The following is a 14,279-nucleotide window of genomic DNA, read 5'->3' on the forward strand; positions in this document are numbered from 1 at the left end:
GACTTCGACTCCCTGGGCAGCGAGGCCCGGGGCCTGCTACGTGTCCTAACCCTCAACCGGGGTGCGGCGTCCACATGATTTCGCTCGATCCCCCCGACATGCATGTCAAGGACACGCTGACGGCTAGGGGGTGTTTTGAAAGTCCAGTGCGGTGCCCGCGGTGTTCGGTGCGTGCCCTCGGCGTGCCGGACGAAGGCCCTCGATGGGGGTCCCCCCGCTCGAGCGAAGCCGAGAGTGGGGGAGGAGCTACTTGGGTCTTTGGCCGGTGCGGCGAGGGTGCGTGCCGGGCGCCGCGGGTGCTGTGCGGGGCTTTCAAAACACCCCCTAGCTGCACCGGCATGCAGGACCTCGACCTGAAGAAGAGGCTGCTGGTCAGGGAGTCAGATCTGTCTGCTGCGGAGAAGGCGTACACAGATGCTGCCGAACACAACGGCCTCTACGCTCTCGCCCTAGCAGCACAGGCCGCAGAGAAGCACAGCCCCGATCCCGATGGTGAGCAGCTACGGAGCCTGTACAGTGCCGGGCTGGTCGGTCGGAAAAACGGACGGATCAAGTATGACGAGCTCAAGGCTCGAGCACCGTTCGGTCGTTGTCTCCTGTGCGGCAACACCGAAATCGGCTCGCTGGACCACCACCTGCCCAAAGACTCGCTCCCGCTCTACACCATCTGCCCCGCTAATCTGGTGCCAGCCTGCGGCAAGTGCAACCAGGCCAAAGGGGACCGGATCGGCACCACCCCGAGCCAGCGCACCCTCCACCTGTACTATGACCGCCCGGGTGCAGCGGGACGCTATCTCATCGCTGACGTCCCGGGCTGGCCCGTGCAGTTCCGCATTCAGCCGCTGCCAGGATGGGACGCTGAGCTCAGCCAGCGCGTCGCACACCATTTCCGCGTCTTCGCCCTAGCGCAGCGATATATGCCGAGTTCTCCATATCGCCGCTGACCAGCAGCCAGTGGATCCACCAGAAGATATGGCGCGACGGCGGCCCACCAGCGCTGGCCGCGCACCTGCGAGAGGACGCTGACCAGCACGCCAGCACACACGGGCCCAACGCCTGGGACACCGCCCTGCGTTACGGGCTCGCCGACAGCGCCTGGTACCTCAACTACGGTGTGAACGAGACGCCATGATCTCGGGAGTTCATTGACCCACAAGGTTGTTGCTGCGGTTGATCGGTGGCGGAACGGGCACCGGCCGCTTCCATCCCCTTCGGTCGATCGACTACACCGCACTCTGGCCGGACGATTGTCGGGTCGTACAGGGAACCAAGGAAGTCGATCTCGTCGAACCGTCCCCACCAGGGGCCACCCTCACCGCTCAGGTAGTCGAGAATATCGCGCCGCGTGAGTCTCGTGATCCGTTGCGTGCTGTGTGGTGCCGGGGAAGCGGGGAACTGCGTCATGCCCCAAGGATGGACGGCCGTCGGCTCACCCGGCGGGCGATTGAACATCTCGGCTCTCTCTTCGGCAAGTGACGTCGCTTGGCTTCCACTCTGCTCCACAGCCCCTCCTCGACGAATTGGGCCGGGTGGCTGGAGGCTCACCAACGACAGCATCGTGCCTTACATGACTTCAGGGCTCCGTGTCCTTGACCAGTGCTCATGCTTGACAGCTGCAGATAAACCCGGCCGTCCGCTTCGCCTACGGCCTCATCGACACCGCCGCGCCCCCGGCCGGCCAGTTGGTGGGAGTACTCACCCTGGGCATCCCGACCCAGGCCGCCGTACTCACCTCGGTGTTCGGCCGACTCACGCCGTACGAGGAGTCGCTGATGCTGCCCCGACTCGCCGAAATCGAGAAGGACTTGATCCTCCGCCGCAAGAGAGCCGAGGAAGAGCAGTGGCTCGGCGAGATCGACGGCATCGACATGACCCTGACCTTCGTCCGCACCAAACAAGCCGACGCCGCTCGACTCGCACATCGGTCACCCGTCGCCCTCGGCATCCCGACCACCCGTCCCCAGCGCAACTGACCACCACGATCGCCTCTCCGCCTCGGAGGTCCGAACGAACCCTCAGTGGGCCCCAGTGCCTTTCCCCGAAGGTGAGGTCCCGCCATAGCAAGAAGGGGTGGCCACCAATGAGGATGCCCGTCATGACCAGGCCCGGTTCGGCGGCGAGCAGGTTCAGCAGGGTCTCGCGCTCGTCAGCCTTGGCCCCGGTCAGGGCGAAAGCGACGGGCAGGCCCCGGAGGGTGCACACCAGGTGCAGGCGCAGGCCCCAGAAGAAGCGGCTGTGACTGGCGCAGTACCCGTACTCGGCCCATCCGGCCGGGTCGGAGCGTTTCACGGCCTCAAGGGAGCGTCCGCACTCCACCGGCGTGGAGTCCACGATCCACACGTCGTCGCTCCACACGGAGGTGTCGGTGGCCAGTAGCCGGGGTGACCGATGCAACAGCTCGGCGGCCTTGCGCAGCCGCTTGTTGTAGCCGGGGCCGTTGGGGCAGGTACGGGAAGAGATGCCGCAGGTGGGAGCGGGGGTGGCGGAGCCACCTGGCCTCGGAGGTGAGACCGCGCATGGCCTGCATCGTCGCGAGCGTGACCAGCTCGGCGTCGCTCAGCGGCGGGGTGATCTCCACCGTCGGCCGCCACGGAGCGAGATGCGGCGAGTCCCTTGGCAGATCCTCTGTCTTCACATGGAGTGCGGTCGCAAGGGAGTCCAACTCTGTCTTCACACAATGACGTTGGGCTTCCTCACCTCATGTGCGCAGCCGATCCGTCCGCGTCGAGGTGTTCGGCGGGCTTGAACGACGTGTACGAGGCGACGGCGCCGCAAGGACGAGGACCGCGAAGGCGAGGACCGCGGCCGTCGTCCGGACGGCGTGGGCGATCTGCCAGCGGTCCCGGACGTCGGTCCAGTCGGAGGGCGGGGACTGGGCGTTCCAGTGGAGCTGGTCGGAGTTGATGGGCAGGTTGACGATGAGCGTGAGGCCGAGAACGAAGACCAGGAGCACGAGCGCGGCCACGGTCAGCCAGCGGGTGTCTGTTCGGTAGGTCTGGTAAGCCAGTACCGCGGTGGCGATCAGCGCCGGCAGGAGTGTGGCGACGGCGAGTTTGTCGAGGGCGTCGAGTTCGACCAGGCGGACCTGGGTGTAGATGGTGCTGTCGAAGCTGCGCAGCGAGAGTTCCAGGACAAGGACCGACGTGAGGAATCCGGCGAACAGCCCCGCGAACACGAGGCTGACGAAACGGGCGTACTTCGTCATGATCACGTTCTTTCGTGAGGGGTGACCCGGACGGCGAAGTGACGGGCGGGACGGCCGAGGCATTTTCACCACCTTGTTGGCTACCGTCGCGGATCGTCGCTCGCCTTCTCACCCGCAGCCCGGGTCGTGTGCGTGGCTGGTATTCGTCAGTTCGCGATTCCGACGACCTGCTCGATGGTGTCCGGCTGGTTCACCATGGCGAGCATGTGGTGGGCGACGTCGGCGCGTGGCACGGAGAACCCGCCCCGGATGTTGCGGTTCCACGCGGTCCGGTACGTGCCGGTCAGGGGCTTGTCGGTGAGCTTGGGCGGGCGCGACACCGTCCATTGCAGTCCGCTGTCGCGCAGGGTCTGCTCGGTGACGGCGAGGTCGGCGTAGTGCCGGCCGAACATGGCCCGGGTCAACGGGCCGCCCAGGTAGCGCATGAAGAAGCCGTCGCCGGGATCGTGCCTGGGTGGCGTCGACCGGCCAGGCACCGGCACCGGTCCGACGGGTGCGGCGCTGACGATGATGATCCGCCGGACGTGCTCGGCATGCATCGCCGCGACGATCGCGCGGGTGCCACGCGAGGTGATGCCCGCGTCCGCGCGTGGGTTTCGCGGGCCGAGCGCGGACAGTACGGCGTCGGCGCCGCGTACCGCCGCGGCGAGCGTCCGCATGTCGGGTCGGGTGAGGTCGACGGCGACCGCCCGGACGCCGCCCGGCAGCTCACGTGGGCGGCGGGCCACGGCGGTCACGTCGTGCCCGCCGGCTACCGCCTGCTCGACCAGGTGCCGTCCGATACCGCCGGTGGCGGCCACGATCGTGAGTTTCATCGGGGTCCTCCCGCGGTGAAGGCGGCACGGTGGTCTTGCGCCCAGGTGGCGTACGTGCGTGCCGGGCGGCCCAGCAGCCGCCGCACGGTGTCGGTGGTGGGCCCGGCTTCGCGGGCGTAGTCGGCCAGCGAGCCGAGCAGCCGGTCGGGTACCTCCTCGGGCAGGCCGGCGGCGAGCATGCCGCGGCGGATCTCGTCCGGTGCGGCCTCGACGAACGACAGTGTCCGGTCGAGCGCCGCGCCGAGCGCGGCGACCTTCTCCGGCTGGCTCAGCGACTGCTCTCCGGTGAGCAGGTACGTCTGACCGCGGTGCTGCGGGTGGGTCAGGGCGAGGGCGGCCACCGCGGCGATGTCACGCTCGTCGACGGTCGAGGTCCTCGCGTGCGGGTATGCCCCTCGCACGGTCCCGGTCGCCCGGATCTGGCCGGCCCAGGCCCGGGTGTTGGCGGCGAAATCGGCGCAGCGCAGGATCGTCCAGTCCAGGCCGCTTCCCTTGGCGACGTCCTCGACCGCGTGGAACTGCTTCCGGAAGCGTGCGTGCCCGGCCGGGTACTGCACGGTCACGGCGGACAGGACGACCACTCTTGCCGCGCCCGTCTCGCGGGCGCGGGCCAACAGGTCGACAGCGGTGGATCCGGCGGCACGCGGGCTGAGCAGGATGGCCTCCACGCCGTCGAGGGTGGGAACCTTCGCGGGGTGGACGAGCTGTGTCCCCGCGGGGAATTCGGCGTGCGGGTCGCGGGTGACAGCGGCGACTTCCGCTCCCCCCTCGACCAGGAGGCGGACGGTTTCCCGGCCGACGACGCCGGTGGCCCCGGTAATCAGGATCATGACTGAACCCCCAGTAGGTGTGTCGATAGTCGATCTTGCGCGGTGGATGATCGCGGTTCGGATCGCGGGAAGACGTCACGGGCGAGCCGTGCGCCAGGATCATCGGCATGCGGCACTGAAACCTCCCGTTCCTGCCCTGTCAGGCTGGTCGGGGGGAGAGATCACTGGGTTTTACGGGTCTGCTTCACTTCCTGGTCGACGGCCCAGGCGTCGGCGACCGGGCCGAGGTGGCTGAGCTTGTCGGGGTTGATGACTGCGCGGATGGTCTGGATCTGCCCGTCGAGTGTGTCGAGGGCGAGGATGTGGAGGATTTTGCCGTCGCGGTCGCGGAAGAGCGCGCCCGGCTGGCCGTTGACCTCGTGAGGTTCGAATGTGATGTCGATCCGGGCCATGAGCGGGTAGACGGTGGCGAGCAGCCTGGCCACGTTCTCGGCGCCGGTGACGGCCCTGGCCAGCTGCGGTGCCTTGCCACCGCCGTCCCCGATGAGCTGGACGTCGGCGGACAGCAGATTCTGCAGTCCGTCCACGTCTCCCTGCGTCAGTGCCTCGAAGAACCGCCTCGCCAGCTCCTGCCGCTCCTGGCGGTCCGCTTCGAACCGGGGCCGTCCCTCGTGCATGTGGCGGCGTGCCCGTACGAGCAGCTGTCGGCACGCGGCCTCTGAGCGCCCCACCGCGGCGGCGATCTCGTCGAAGCCGAAGGCGAAGACCTCCCGCAGCACGAACACCGACCGCTCCAGCGGACTGAGCCGCTCCAGGAGCAGCAGCGCCGCCATCGACACCGAGTCGGCCAGCTCCGCCGCGTGGGCCGGGTCCTCGTACGGATCGTCCAGCAGCGGCTCGGGCAACCACGGTCCGACGTACTCCTCCCGCCGCACCCGGGCGGAGCGCAGCACGTCGATGGCAATCCGGGTCACCGTGGCTGACAAGAACGCCTTGGCCGACACGGGCCGGGTGGTCGAGGCGTCGTAGCGGAGCCAGGTTTCCTGCACCGCGTCCTCCGCCTCGCCCACGCTGCCCAGGATCCGGTACGCGATTGAGAACAGCAGCGGCCGCAGCTCCTCGAACTCCTCGACCTTGCTCACGCCGACTCCCCCTTGCGGTCTGAGTGCCCGGCCGGACCCGCGCCGACGAGGCATCTTTCGAAGATCATCCGATGTGTGAGCGGAGCGGACAACGCCCGCGCCCGCGGACGACCTGATGGCCTTGAGCATGGCGTCCCGGCCCCGGCAGGCCTGACCCGGGCCAGGGGTGCGGTGGCGGTTCAGTGGAACTGGCCGACCTGGTAATCGCCGGCCGGCTGCTGGGTGATGATGTTCAGCCGGTTCACCGTGTTCATGAACGAGACCAGCAGCACGAGGGCCGTGAGCTGCTCCTCGTCATAGTGCTGGGCGGCACGCGCCCACACCTCGTCACTGACCCCGGTGGCCGCGTCCGCGACCCGGGTTCCCTGCTCCGCCAATGCGAGCGCGGCGCGTTCAGCCTCGGTGAAGACCGTTGCTTCCCGCCAAGCCCCGATCAAGTTCAGCCGCACCGGGCTCTCGCCGGCCGCGGCGGCTTCCTTGGTGTGCATGTCGATGCAGACCGCGCAGCCGTTGATCTGGCTCACGCGCAGCGCCACCAACTCCTGCGTCGTGGCCGACAGCGGCAATTCCTTCAGCTCCCGGCCAGCCGACATGAAGTACTTGAGCGCCTTGCCGGCGGTCGGGTTGGCGAAGTAGTTCAATCGCGCGTCCATCGTGTGCTCCTCCACGTTCGTCGATGCCTTCACCCCCGAGACGAGGCGGCCCTCACGCCTGTGACACGACGCGGTGTGACCCACGTCTCTCCACTGTCTGGGTTCGGGCATGTCACAGGCCGAGTCGCTGCCTCGTCTCGGGTACGGAAGTCCTCGATCAGGGAGTTGATGATGAACGTCGCGCTGTGGATCATCGCTGGGGTGCTCGCCGCTGTCTGCCTGGTGGGCAGCTCCAAGATGTTCGTGCCGCAGGAGAACCTGGCCGCGATGGGCTCCTCTGCGCAGTGGGTCCTGGAGTTCAGCCCCGGGACTCTCAAGGCCATCGGCGCCGTCGAGCTGCTGGCTGCGGTCGGCCTGATTCTGCCCGCGGTGCTCGACATCGCGCCGGTGCTGGTGCCGCTGGCCGCCACCGGACTCGTTCTGCTGTTCGCCTGCGCGGTCACCATGCGTCTGCGCCGTGGCGAGAAGGCCACGATCGCCGGCGACCTGATCTACCTCGCCCTTGCCGCCTTCATCGCATGGGGCCGTTTCGGCCCCGAGTCCTTCACCGGCTGACCACCGGCGCATATCAGTCGAGCGCCGAAGTGCCGGGCACACTCCAGGTCGTACCGATACACCTACCAGCCAACGGAGTTGGCTACGGCGTCACTCTCTTCAGCAATGAACACCCGCCTACTACAACAGCTTCGTCGCTATTGAACTTGCGCCGCGCCGCACAAAGAACACAGCCGAGTGCCGGGACCCACGTCGGCTGCCGGTGCGTGGTTCAGGACTGTTCGGCGGTGGCCGTCGTCTCGCGGCGCTGGGCCCGCAGCAGTCGGCGGCCCTGCTCGCCCTTGGCCCAGGTGTGGGAGCCGGGCTTGCGTGCCTCGTTCACCAGCTGCTTGATGGTGTGCTTGCACACGAACTCCTTCACCTTGGCGCCTGTCCGGCCGCCTAGGTGGAGCCGCTTGGCGGTGTCGTCCTTGTGGGCGAACTGGAAAATGCCCGCGCGGCGCCCCAGGCTGATGCACTGGCCTGCGAACCCCAGGTCGATCGGTGCGGGCCGCTTGCTCGCGATGCGGCTGAGCACCGTGTCGGCGGCGTGTGCGCCCAGTGGGCCGGCGGCCTGGCAGCTCATCCGGAACGGCATGTCCGACGGTGCCGCCGAGTCCCCGGCGGCGACGATCCGCTCGTCGTCGATGCTCGTCAGGGTCTCGTCGGTGAGCAGGCGGCCCAGGGTGTCGGTGCTGAGCCCGCTGCGGGCGGCCAGGTCCGGCACGCCGAACCCGGCGGTCCAGATGGTGACCTCGCTCGACAGCTCACGGCCGTCGCCGAGCCGCACGGTGTCGCCGGTCACCTCCGTGACCTTCGTGTCGGGGCCCTGCAGCACGGTCACACCGAGGCCGGCCAGCCGCTCGGCGACCGAGCGGCGGCCGTTCGGGTGCAGGTAGGGCCCGAGCAGCCCGCCGCAGACCAGGGTCACGGTGCGGCCCGCCTCCGCCAGTTCGGCCGCGGTCTCGATGCCGGTCGGACCGGCTCCGACCACCGTCACAGGGGCCGTGGCGGGAGCGGCGTCGAGGACCGACCGCAGCCGCAGCGCCTCCTCGAACGTGGCGATCGGGTGGGCGAACTCGGCCGCTCCGGGCACGCCCGGGTCGGCGCTGCCGCTGCCCACCGCGTAGAGCAGGTAGTCGTAGCCGACCGTGCCGCCGCTCGCCAGCTCCACCCGGCGCCCCGTCGCGTCGATCTGGGTCACGGTGTCGACCACCAGCCGGACGCGCTCGCCCAGGACCTTCCGGTAGTCGTTGACGGCCTTGTGCGTCCCGCCCGCCAGCTGGTGCAGTCGGATGCGCTCGACGAAGTCCGGGCGGGCGTTGATCAGCGTCACGGTCACGTCGTCGCGCTGCGTCAGCCGGTTGGCCGCCATGACCCCGGCGTAACCGCCGCCGATCACGACGACCTCGATGTTCTCAGCCATGGTTTATCTCCTCCGCTTTCAGGGATGCGCACGCCAGATGTCGACTTGGCGCGCAAGATGTCGACTTGGCACGCCGTCACGGCGTGTGGGACGGATCAGCTGAGGCGCTGCGGCGCCGAGCCGCGGAGCGGGGTGGAGTCCAGGTACCGGACCTCGTAGACGCGTTCGCTGAACTTCCAGCCGTCGGCGGTGCGCTCGTAACGGTCGTGGTACAAGGCGTAGTTCAGGTGCGAGCTGCCGTCGCGCATCCGTCCGAACTCCTGGATGTGCGCCCGGCCGGCCGCGGTGTCGCCGTCCAGCCGGATGACGCCCGGGTGGACGTTCTGCACGAAGAACTCCCAGAGCGACTGGCCCCACTCGATCCCCGCGCGGATCTCCTCGCGGCCGACGAACTCCTTGTCGATGTGCGGCCAGCGCATGGCGCCCTCGGGCGTGAACAGCGAGACGGCGCGGTCGAAGTCACGCATCATCACCGCGTCCGTGAGCTCCGCTCGCAGCGCCTCTATCTCGACGCGATCGGCGATGGCCCGCATGTCGCCCATCGGTTCCCTCCCCATCCATGTGTGCGTCAGGCGCGTGCCGCCTGGCTGGTGGTGATGGATCCAGCATCGGCGCGGGCGGCCGGCGGAACAATGTAAGGTTCCTTGGGCTATTCATAATGTGGCGGTTATGCATGGGTGGGGGTTGTGCATGGAGCTGCGTGACATCGAGATCTTCCTGACCCTGGCCGAGGAACTGCACTTCGGCCGCACCGCGGAGCGGCTTCATGTGTCCCAGGCCCGCGTCAGCCAGGCCATCGCCAAGCAGGAACGGCGCCTCGGCGTCGTCCTGTTCGACCGCTCAAGCCGACGCGTCGCCCTGACCCCGGTCGGCCGGCGTCTGCGCGAGGACCTCCAGCAAGCCGTCGACCTCCTCCGGGAGGGGCTCGCCCGCGCCGAAGCGGCCGGCGCGGCGACGGGGCAGACCCTGCGCCTGGGTGTGTTCGGCCATGCCGGCCACGAACTGCGCCCCCTCATCGAGGCCTTCCGCTCCCGCCACCCCGGCAGCGATGTCCAGTTCGGCGAGATCAACGGCAGCGATCCGTTCGGCGCGCTGCGCACCGGAGAGCACGACGCGCACGTGCTGTGGCTTCCGGTGGCCGAACCGGACCTCACGGTCGGTCCGACCGTGCTGACCGGAGGCCGCGTGCTCGCCGTGGCGGCAGACCATCCGCTGGCCGAGCGCGGCACCGCGTCGCTGGAAGACCTCGGCGACAACCATGTCGTCGACCTCGGCCCCGGCGCCCCCGAGTACTGGGTCACGGCCATGGTCCCCACGCGTACGCCGCTCGGCCGCCGTATCCCGCGCGGGCCCGCCGCGCGGACTTTCCACGAGGTTCTCTCCCTGGTCGCCTCCGGACAGTGCGTCCACCCGCTGGGCGAGATCGCCGCCCGCTACAACCGTCCCCCCGGCATCGTCTTCCTCCCCGTTCACGACGCCCCCACCATGCACTGGGCCCTCACGTGGCGATCCACCGCCGACGGCCCCACCCTCCGCGCACTGGCCCAGACCGCCGCCGACCTCGGTCCCATCTCCATGTGACAGCGGATGACGGGCAGTTGATGGTTGCCGCTGCTGGACGCCAGGCCGGGCCCCAGCGATGGAGTGGCGTCTGCGCAACGTCAGCGCCTACCTGACGGTGTTCACCCGAAGCACCCCCGGACCGCGCAACGGGAGCGTCCGGCTGAGGACGAGGTTGGTGGTGGTGCTCCCGAACTCGGCCAGCTCGTCAACGATCTCCTCCAGGTGGGCCATCGACGTGGCCACCACCTTCATGACGTAGCAGTCGTCTCCGGTGGTGCGAAGGCACTCCAGGATCTCCGAGCGCTCCTCCAGCAGCCGGCGCAGCGGCTGGTGCCGGGTTCCCGGCCCCGGGTACTTGAGCCGGACCACCGCCATCACCGGGTAACCGGTCCGCTCCGGGTTCACCTCCGCCCGGTACCCAGTGATCACCCCGGCCTCCTCGAGCCGACGCACCCGCTCCTTGGTCGCCGACGCGCTCAGGTTCACCCGCCGCGCCAGCTCGGTGAACGGGATCCGGCCGTCCCGTTGGACTTCTGCCAGGATCGCCCAGTCCGTCACGTCGAGACTCTCGGTCATACGCCCATTCTACCGGCGGATCCACGGCCGAACCGCCTCTGAACAGGCGAGAATCCCTTCTGGCGACCCATACGCCCTGCCTAGGGTTGGGCCCTATGAAGATCGGAGTGAACGTCCCCAATTTCGGCCCGGGCACCGACCCCGGAGTGTTGCGAAGCTGGGCCCAGACCGTGGAGGGCCTGGGCTTCGACCTACTGATGATCTCGGACCACATAGCCATTACGCCGGATGTCGCCGAGCGCTACCCGGCCCCCTTCTACGAGCCCTTCACCACCTTGTCCTGGCTGGCCAGCCTCACCACCCGTATCCAGCTCGGCACGACAGTCCTCATCGCTCCCTACCGGCACCCGCTGCTCACCGCCCGAATGGCGGCCAATCTGAATGAGCTGAGCGGCGGCCGGCTGATCCTCGGCGTGGGAGTGGGCTGGGCGCGGCAGGAGTTCACCGCCCTCGACATCCCGTTCTCACAGCGCGGACAGCTGACCGACAGCCACCTGCGGGACATCCGGGCCGCCTGGAAGGACACCGCCTCATACGGAGACCGCCGGATCCCGGTGTGGGTCGGCGGCAACAGCGACGCGGGGCTGCGCCGGGCCGTACGACTCGGAGCCGCATGGCATCCGCTGCACCCCACCATGCCGTGGCTGCGCGAAGCCGCAGGCAGGCTGCAGACGTACACGGACGAGCAACACTTGCCCGTGCCCGCCCTGGCTCCCCGCATCGCCCTGCGACTCACCAAGGAACCGGTCGACGGAGCGGGACGGCTCGCCGGTGAGGGCACCATCGACCAGATCATGGACGACCTCGACCAACTGCGGCTGCTGGGCGCCAAGTCCGTCGTCCTCGACACCTACCAGGGCGACCCCCACGCGACATGTCACCCGCAGGCGGCCTGGCAAGCCCTCGCCACCGTGGCCGTGCACCTTCTCCCGCCCAACACCCCACCCCGCACCACGATGGAGCAGTCATGACCACACCCGACGACCACACCCTCCTCCGACAGGCCATCTCTCTCGCGGCCAAGGCACGCACGAGCGGCAACCCGCCCTTTGGATCTCTGTTGGCAGGACCGGACGGGACGATCCTGGCCGAGGAGCACAACACCACCCTCACCGACAACGACGTCACCGCACACCCGGAACTCAAATTGGCGAGGTGGGCCGCAAGAGAACTCGACGCGCAGACGGCGGCAGGCACCACCATGTACACCAGCTGCCAGCCGTGTGGGATGTGCAATGCCGTCATCCAATGGGCAGGACTGCGGCGAGTGGTGTTCGCCCTGTCCAACGAACAGCTCCTGGACATCAGGCCGGGCAGCAGCCGACCGCCCGTGCCGCAGGACGGCCCCGCGCTGCTCGACGAGGTACGGGCCGCGGTCGAGCCCTACTACCGCTGACCGCCGGGCCCAGGGCAGAGCCCGCCACCAGCGGAACGCACCTGGGTACGCTCGCCCCTCCAAAGGAGCCACACCTATGGAACGGCCAGCGTGATAGCCCACACCGTGGACGGCCACGACGCGGAGGGGACAGGACGTGTGGTGAGGTCCCATACGCGGACGGTGTTGTCGTCGCTTCCGGTGACGGCGATGGGCCGGTCGTCGACCTAATCCGGCCGGTTACCCTTGCACGCCAGCCCGGGCCATCGCCTCAGCAAGGCGGGCGGCCACGCCTGCCGGTGCAGGAGACCTGGCCGCGGGTAAGAGCATCGCGGCGGAGCGCGGCGCCTGGATCGTCTTTGAGGACGAGGCCGGGCAGTCGATGACTCCGCCGCGTGCCAGGACCTGGGGTCGGGTGGGTCAGACCCCGGTCGTGCGGGTGCGGGGCCGGGGCTCCGGGCGGGTGTCGATGGCGGGCATGGCCTGCTTCAAGCCGGGCCGGCGGTCCCGGCTCATCTATGCGATCCGCGAGTATCGGGGCCGTAAGGACGAGCCGAAGGGCTTCGGCTGGCGGGATTTCCGCGACCTGGTCGTCCGCGCTCGTACCCAGCTCGGGGGCCCGATCGTGCTGGTCTGGGACAACGTCCGCCTCCACCTGACCGCCGGTATGAAGGAATTCATCGACGCGAATGCCGAGTGGCTGACCATGTTCCAACTCCCGGCTTACGCCCCTGACCTCAATCCGACCGAGGGCATCTGGGCGCTGGTCAAGCGCGACCTGGGCAACCTGGCTGCCGCGGACCTCGGTGAGATCACCAGAGCCGCGAAACGTCGACTCAAGGGGATCCAGTACCGCCCCGACCTCGTCGACGGCTGCATCGCTGCCACCGGCCTGAGCCTGGACGGCTGACCGGAGCGGGGACCAGTCCCAGATCACCCATCCCAGTCCGCGTAGTCCCCGATCGCCACGTCGTCGCAGAAGGTCTCCCAGAACCCGTCGTGAACGAGAGCAGTCTCGTCGATGCGGGAGACGAGATCGCGCAGCTCTTCCGCCACCTCCTCGCATCTCTCCTCGTCGCCCTCTGCATAGAACGGGAAGCGTGCGATCACGGCCGCGACGGATCGGTTGAAGGCGCCGAGGTCTCTGTTCACGTGACTGACTGTCGCTGACTCGGTCATGGGAATCTGCACCAGGTGACCACTGGCCACGTCGACGGCGATGCGTCCAAACAGGCCACTCGTCGCGATGGCGACCAGCCCCCGCTCACCGATGCCTCCGAAGTACACCGGCTCGCTCAGCGGCCGGTACTCGTATCCGATGAACCCGCCTGGGATGCCAGTCTCCCTGAGATCGACAGCGATCTGGGTGGGCACCTCGGGTGGGGCCTCAATGGAGACCAAGACGAACTCGGGCTTCGGCAACTGCGGCAGGGGCTGACTCACGGGAGGATCCTCTCCCGACGGACAGCCCGGCAACACCCAAAGGCCCGCGAGACGGGCGACTCAGGCCGGTCGACCGGTCCCGACATCACCCAATCAAGTGCAGTAGCTGACAGAGCGGAGGCCGGGACCTGTGACTTTGATTGTTAGTTGGCGGATTTGAATTCTGGTTGGCGGGCGAAGATCTGGTGACTGAGGGTGCGTGTGACTGGTCGCGATACCTGTCACCGGCGCCAGTACGGCGGGCTGCCATGATGCCGAGATGGCCCACGACATAGTGTTCTTCCTCGCTCCCGACGACGAGACTGCCGCTGCGACGCGCCTGCAGGGACCTGGTCGGGCCTTTGAGTCTGTGACCTGCCGTTTCATCGAGCCAGACAGTGCCATCGCCGAGTGGGACATGTACTTCGAGGAGCCCTCGGCCGAGGTCCCGCCGCTTGAGCAGCTCCTTGGGTGGTCGTGGCCGGATTGGGTCACCGCCCCCTTGAACGATGGCGTTGAGGTATTCGCTCTACCGCAGCGGTTGACCCGGGCGTTGGCCAATGCCGGCCCCACCGAACTGGAGGAGCTAGCAGGTCGCTGGACCACGAGACTCAAATCTGCCGACGGGGACGATATGACCGACGATGATCTACTGGCGGTACTGCAGGGAGTTGCCCGGCTCGCGGCGTCGGCGGTGAGCACGGGTGGTGGCCTCTACAGCTGGAGCTTCTGACCGTCCGGTGGAACCTTTTTCGAGCAGTGGAATCGCCGTCCGCTTCGGTGACAACTGAGCTGACA

General features: G+C 68.4%; 16 protein-coding genes and 2 pseudogenes. 8 read left to right on the forward strand and 10 right to left on the reverse strand.

The annotated features are described in order from the left end of the window. Positions 1-338 precede the first annotated feature (338 nt). A complete protein-coding gene (locus tag JIX56_RS00255) occupies positions 339-944 on the forward strand; it encodes an HNH endonuclease (protein ID WP_257536722.1) in 606 nt (201 codons plus the stop codon). Between the two features lie 741 nt (positions 945-1,685). Further along, positions 1,686-1,973: a hypothetical protein gene (locus JIX56_RS00260; RefSeq protein ID WP_257551536.1), complete on the forward strand. Its 288-nt coding sequence runs from the start codon at positions 1,686-1,688 to the stop codon at positions 1,971-1,973. Between the two features lie 124 nt (positions 1,974-2,097). On the opposite strand, the pseudogene JIX56_RS00265 reads toward JIX56_RS00260, so the two are convergent. From JIX56_RS00265 to JIX56_RS00290, 6 genes and pseudogenes are all read right to left on the reverse strand, one after another. Further along, positions 2,098-2,674, reverse strand: a pseudogene (locus JIX56_RS00265) (transposase); the annotation flags it as partial. 24 nt (positions 2,675-2,698) lie between these two features. Next, a complete protein-coding gene (locus JIX56_RS00270; protein ID WP_257536723.1) occupies positions 2,699-3,205 on the reverse strand; it encodes an anthrone oxygenase family protein in 507 nt (168 codons plus the stop codon). A 146-nt stretch (positions 3,206-3,351) separates the two neighbouring features. Continuing rightward, positions 3,352-4,020, reverse strand: a complete 669-nt coding sequence (locus tag JIX56_RS00275; protein WP_257536724.1) for an NAD(P)-dependent oxidoreductase — start codon at positions 4,018-4,020, stop codon at positions 3,352-3,354. Further along, positions 4,017-4,850 carry an NAD(P)H-binding protein gene (locus JIX56_RS00280; protein ID WP_257536725.1) on the reverse strand — a complete coding sequence of 278 codons (834 nt, stop codon included), beginning with the start codon at positions 4,848-4,850 and terminating at the stop codon, positions 4,017-4,019. The genes JIX56_RS00275 and JIX56_RS00280 overlap by 4 nt, the downstream gene beginning before the upstream one ends. Before the next feature lie 161 nt (positions 4,851-5,011). Continuing rightward, complete coding sequence (locus JIX56_RS00285) at positions 5,012-5,932, reverse strand: RNA polymerase sigma-70 factor (RefSeq protein ID WP_257536726.1); 921 nt, start codon at positions 5,930-5,932, stop codon at positions 5,012-5,014. Positions 5,933-6,111: 179 nt separating this feature from the next. Beyond that, positions 6,112-6,585, reverse strand: a complete 474-nt coding sequence (locus tag JIX56_RS00290) for a carboxymuconolactone decarboxylase family protein (protein WP_257536727.1) — start codon at positions 6,583-6,585, stop codon at positions 6,112-6,114. Between the two features lie 171 nt (positions 6,586-6,756). On the opposite strand from JIX56_RS00290, the gene JIX56_RS00295 reads away from it, so the two are divergent. Continuing rightward, positions 6,757-7,140 carry a DoxX family protein gene (locus JIX56_RS00295; protein WP_257536728.1) on the forward strand — a complete coding sequence of 128 codons (384 nt, stop codon included), beginning with the start codon at positions 6,757-6,759 and terminating at the stop codon, positions 7,138-7,140. Between the two features lie 211 nt (positions 7,141-7,351). On the opposite strand, the gene JIX56_RS00300 is transcribed toward JIX56_RS00295, so the two are convergent. Together JIX56_RS00300 and JIX56_RS00305 are read right to left on the reverse strand one after the other, a co-directional pair. Continuing rightward, positions 7,352-8,545: an NAD(P)/FAD-dependent oxidoreductase gene (locus tag JIX56_RS00300; protein ID WP_257536729.1), complete on the reverse strand. Its 1,194-nt coding sequence runs from the start codon at positions 8,543-8,545 to the stop codon at positions 7,352-7,354. A gap of 95 nt (positions 8,546-8,640) precedes the next feature. Continuing rightward, complete coding sequence (locus JIX56_RS00305; protein WP_257536730.1) at positions 8,641-9,087, reverse strand: nuclear transport factor 2 family protein; 447 nt, start codon at positions 9,085-9,087, stop codon at positions 8,641-8,643. A gap of 148 nt (positions 9,088-9,235) precedes the next feature. Here JIX56_RS00305 and JIX56_RS00310 point away from each other — a divergent pair, with 148 nt between their 5' ends. Next, positions 9,236-10,126, forward strand: a complete 891-nt coding sequence (locus JIX56_RS00310; RefSeq protein ID WP_257536731.1) for a LysR family transcriptional regulator — start codon at positions 9,236-9,238, stop codon at positions 10,124-10,126. An 87-nt stretch (positions 10,127-10,213) separates the two neighbouring features. On the opposite strand, the gene JIX56_RS00315 is transcribed toward JIX56_RS00310, so the two are convergent. Continuing rightward, positions 10,214-10,684, reverse strand: a complete 471-nt coding sequence (locus JIX56_RS00315) for an Lrp/AsnC family transcriptional regulator (RefSeq protein WP_257536732.1) — start codon at positions 10,682-10,684, stop codon at positions 10,214-10,216. A gap of 95 nt (positions 10,685-10,779) precedes the next feature. Between JIX56_RS00315 and JIX56_RS00320 the strand changes: the two genes are divergently transcribed. The 3 genes and pseudogenes from JIX56_RS00320 to JIX56_RS00330 all read left to right on the forward strand — a co-directional run. Beyond that, positions 10,780-11,655, forward strand: coding sequence for a TIGR03619 family F420-dependent LLM class oxidoreductase (locus tag JIX56_RS00320; RefSeq protein WP_257536733.1), 876 nt, complete (start codon positions 10,780-10,782; stop codon positions 11,653-11,655). Then, a complete protein-coding gene (locus tag JIX56_RS00325; RefSeq protein WP_257536734.1) occupies positions 11,652-12,080 on the forward strand; it encodes a nucleoside deaminase in 429 nt (142 codons plus the stop codon). The genes JIX56_RS00320 and JIX56_RS00325 overlap by 4 nt, the downstream gene beginning before the upstream one ends. A 283-nt stretch (positions 12,081-12,363) precedes the next feature. After that, a pseudogene (locus JIX56_RS00330) lies at positions 12,364-12,969 on the forward strand (transposase); the annotation flags it as partial. Between the two features lie 23 nt (positions 12,970-12,992). Here JIX56_RS00330 and JIX56_RS00335 read toward each other — a convergent pair. Further along, positions 12,993-13,502 (reverse strand): SUKH-4 family immunity protein, encoded by a 510-nt coding sequence (locus JIX56_RS00335; RefSeq protein WP_257536736.1) that lies wholly within the window; start codon positions 13,500-13,502, stop codon positions 12,993-12,995. Between the two features lie 259 nt (positions 13,503-13,761). On the opposite strand from JIX56_RS00335, the gene JIX56_RS00340 reads away from it, so the two are divergent. Further along, positions 13,762-14,214 carry a hypothetical protein gene (locus tag JIX56_RS00340; RefSeq protein ID WP_257536737.1) on the forward strand — a complete coding sequence of 151 codons (453 nt, stop codon included), beginning with the start codon at positions 13,762-13,764 and terminating at the stop codon, positions 14,212-14,214. Positions 14,215-14,279: the final 65 nt, after the last annotated feature.

Origin of the sequence: Streptomyces sp. CA-210063 (assembly GCF_024612015.1) — a bacterium.
Taxonomy (GTDB): Bacteria; Actinomycetota; Actinomycetes; order Streptomycetales; family Streptomycetaceae; genus Streptomyces.

Coding starts and splice junctions, on each gene's coding strand:
- JIX56_RS00290 (WP_257536727.1), bottom strand. CDS start 6,585: ATGGACGCGCGATTGAACTACTTCGCCAACCCGACCGCCGGCAAGGCG.
- JIX56_RS00320 (WP_257536733.1), top strand. CDS start 10,780: ATGAAGATCGGAGTGAACGTCCCCAATTTCGGCCCGGGCACCGACCCC.
- JIX56_RS00325 (WP_257536734.1), top strand. CDS start 11,652: ATGACCACACCCGACGACCACACCCTCCTCCGACAGGCCATCTCTCTC.
- JIX56_RS00300 (WP_257536729.1), bottom strand. CDS start 8,545: ATGGCTGAGAACATCGAGGTCGTCGTGATCGGCGGCGGTTACGCCGGG.
- JIX56_RS00255 (WP_257536722.1), top strand. CDS start 339: ATGCAGGACCTCGACCTGAAGAAGAGGCTGCTGGTCAGGGAGTCAGAT.
- JIX56_RS00295 (WP_257536728.1), top strand. CDS start 6,757: ATGAACGTCGCGCTGTGGATCATCGCTGGGGTGCTCGCCGCTGTCTGC.
- JIX56_RS00275 (WP_257536724.1), bottom strand. CDS start 4,020: ATGAAACTCACGATCGTGGCCGCCACCGGCGGTATCGGACGGCACCTG.
- JIX56_RS00280 (WP_257536725.1), bottom strand. CDS start 4,850: ATGATCCTGATTACCGGGGCCACCGGCGTCGTCGGCCGGGAAACCGTC.
- JIX56_RS00315 (WP_257536732.1), bottom strand. CDS start 10,684: ATGACCGAGAGTCTCGACGTGACGGACTGGGCGATCCTGGCAGAAGTC.
- JIX56_RS00305 (WP_257536730.1), bottom strand. CDS start 9,087: ATGGGCGACATGCGGGCCATCGCCGATCGCGTCGAGATAGAGGCGCTG.
- JIX56_RS00270 (WP_257536723.1), bottom strand. CDS start 3,205: ATGACGAAGTACGCCCGTTTCGTCAGCCTCGTGTTCGCGGGGCTGTTC.
- JIX56_RS00310 (WP_257536731.1), top strand. CDS start 9,236: ATGGAGCTGCGTGACATCGAGATCTTCCTGACCCTGGCCGAGGAACTG.
- JIX56_RS00340 (WP_257536737.1), top strand. CDS start 13,762: ATGGCCCACGACATAGTGTTCTTCCTCGCTCCCGACGACGAGACTGCC.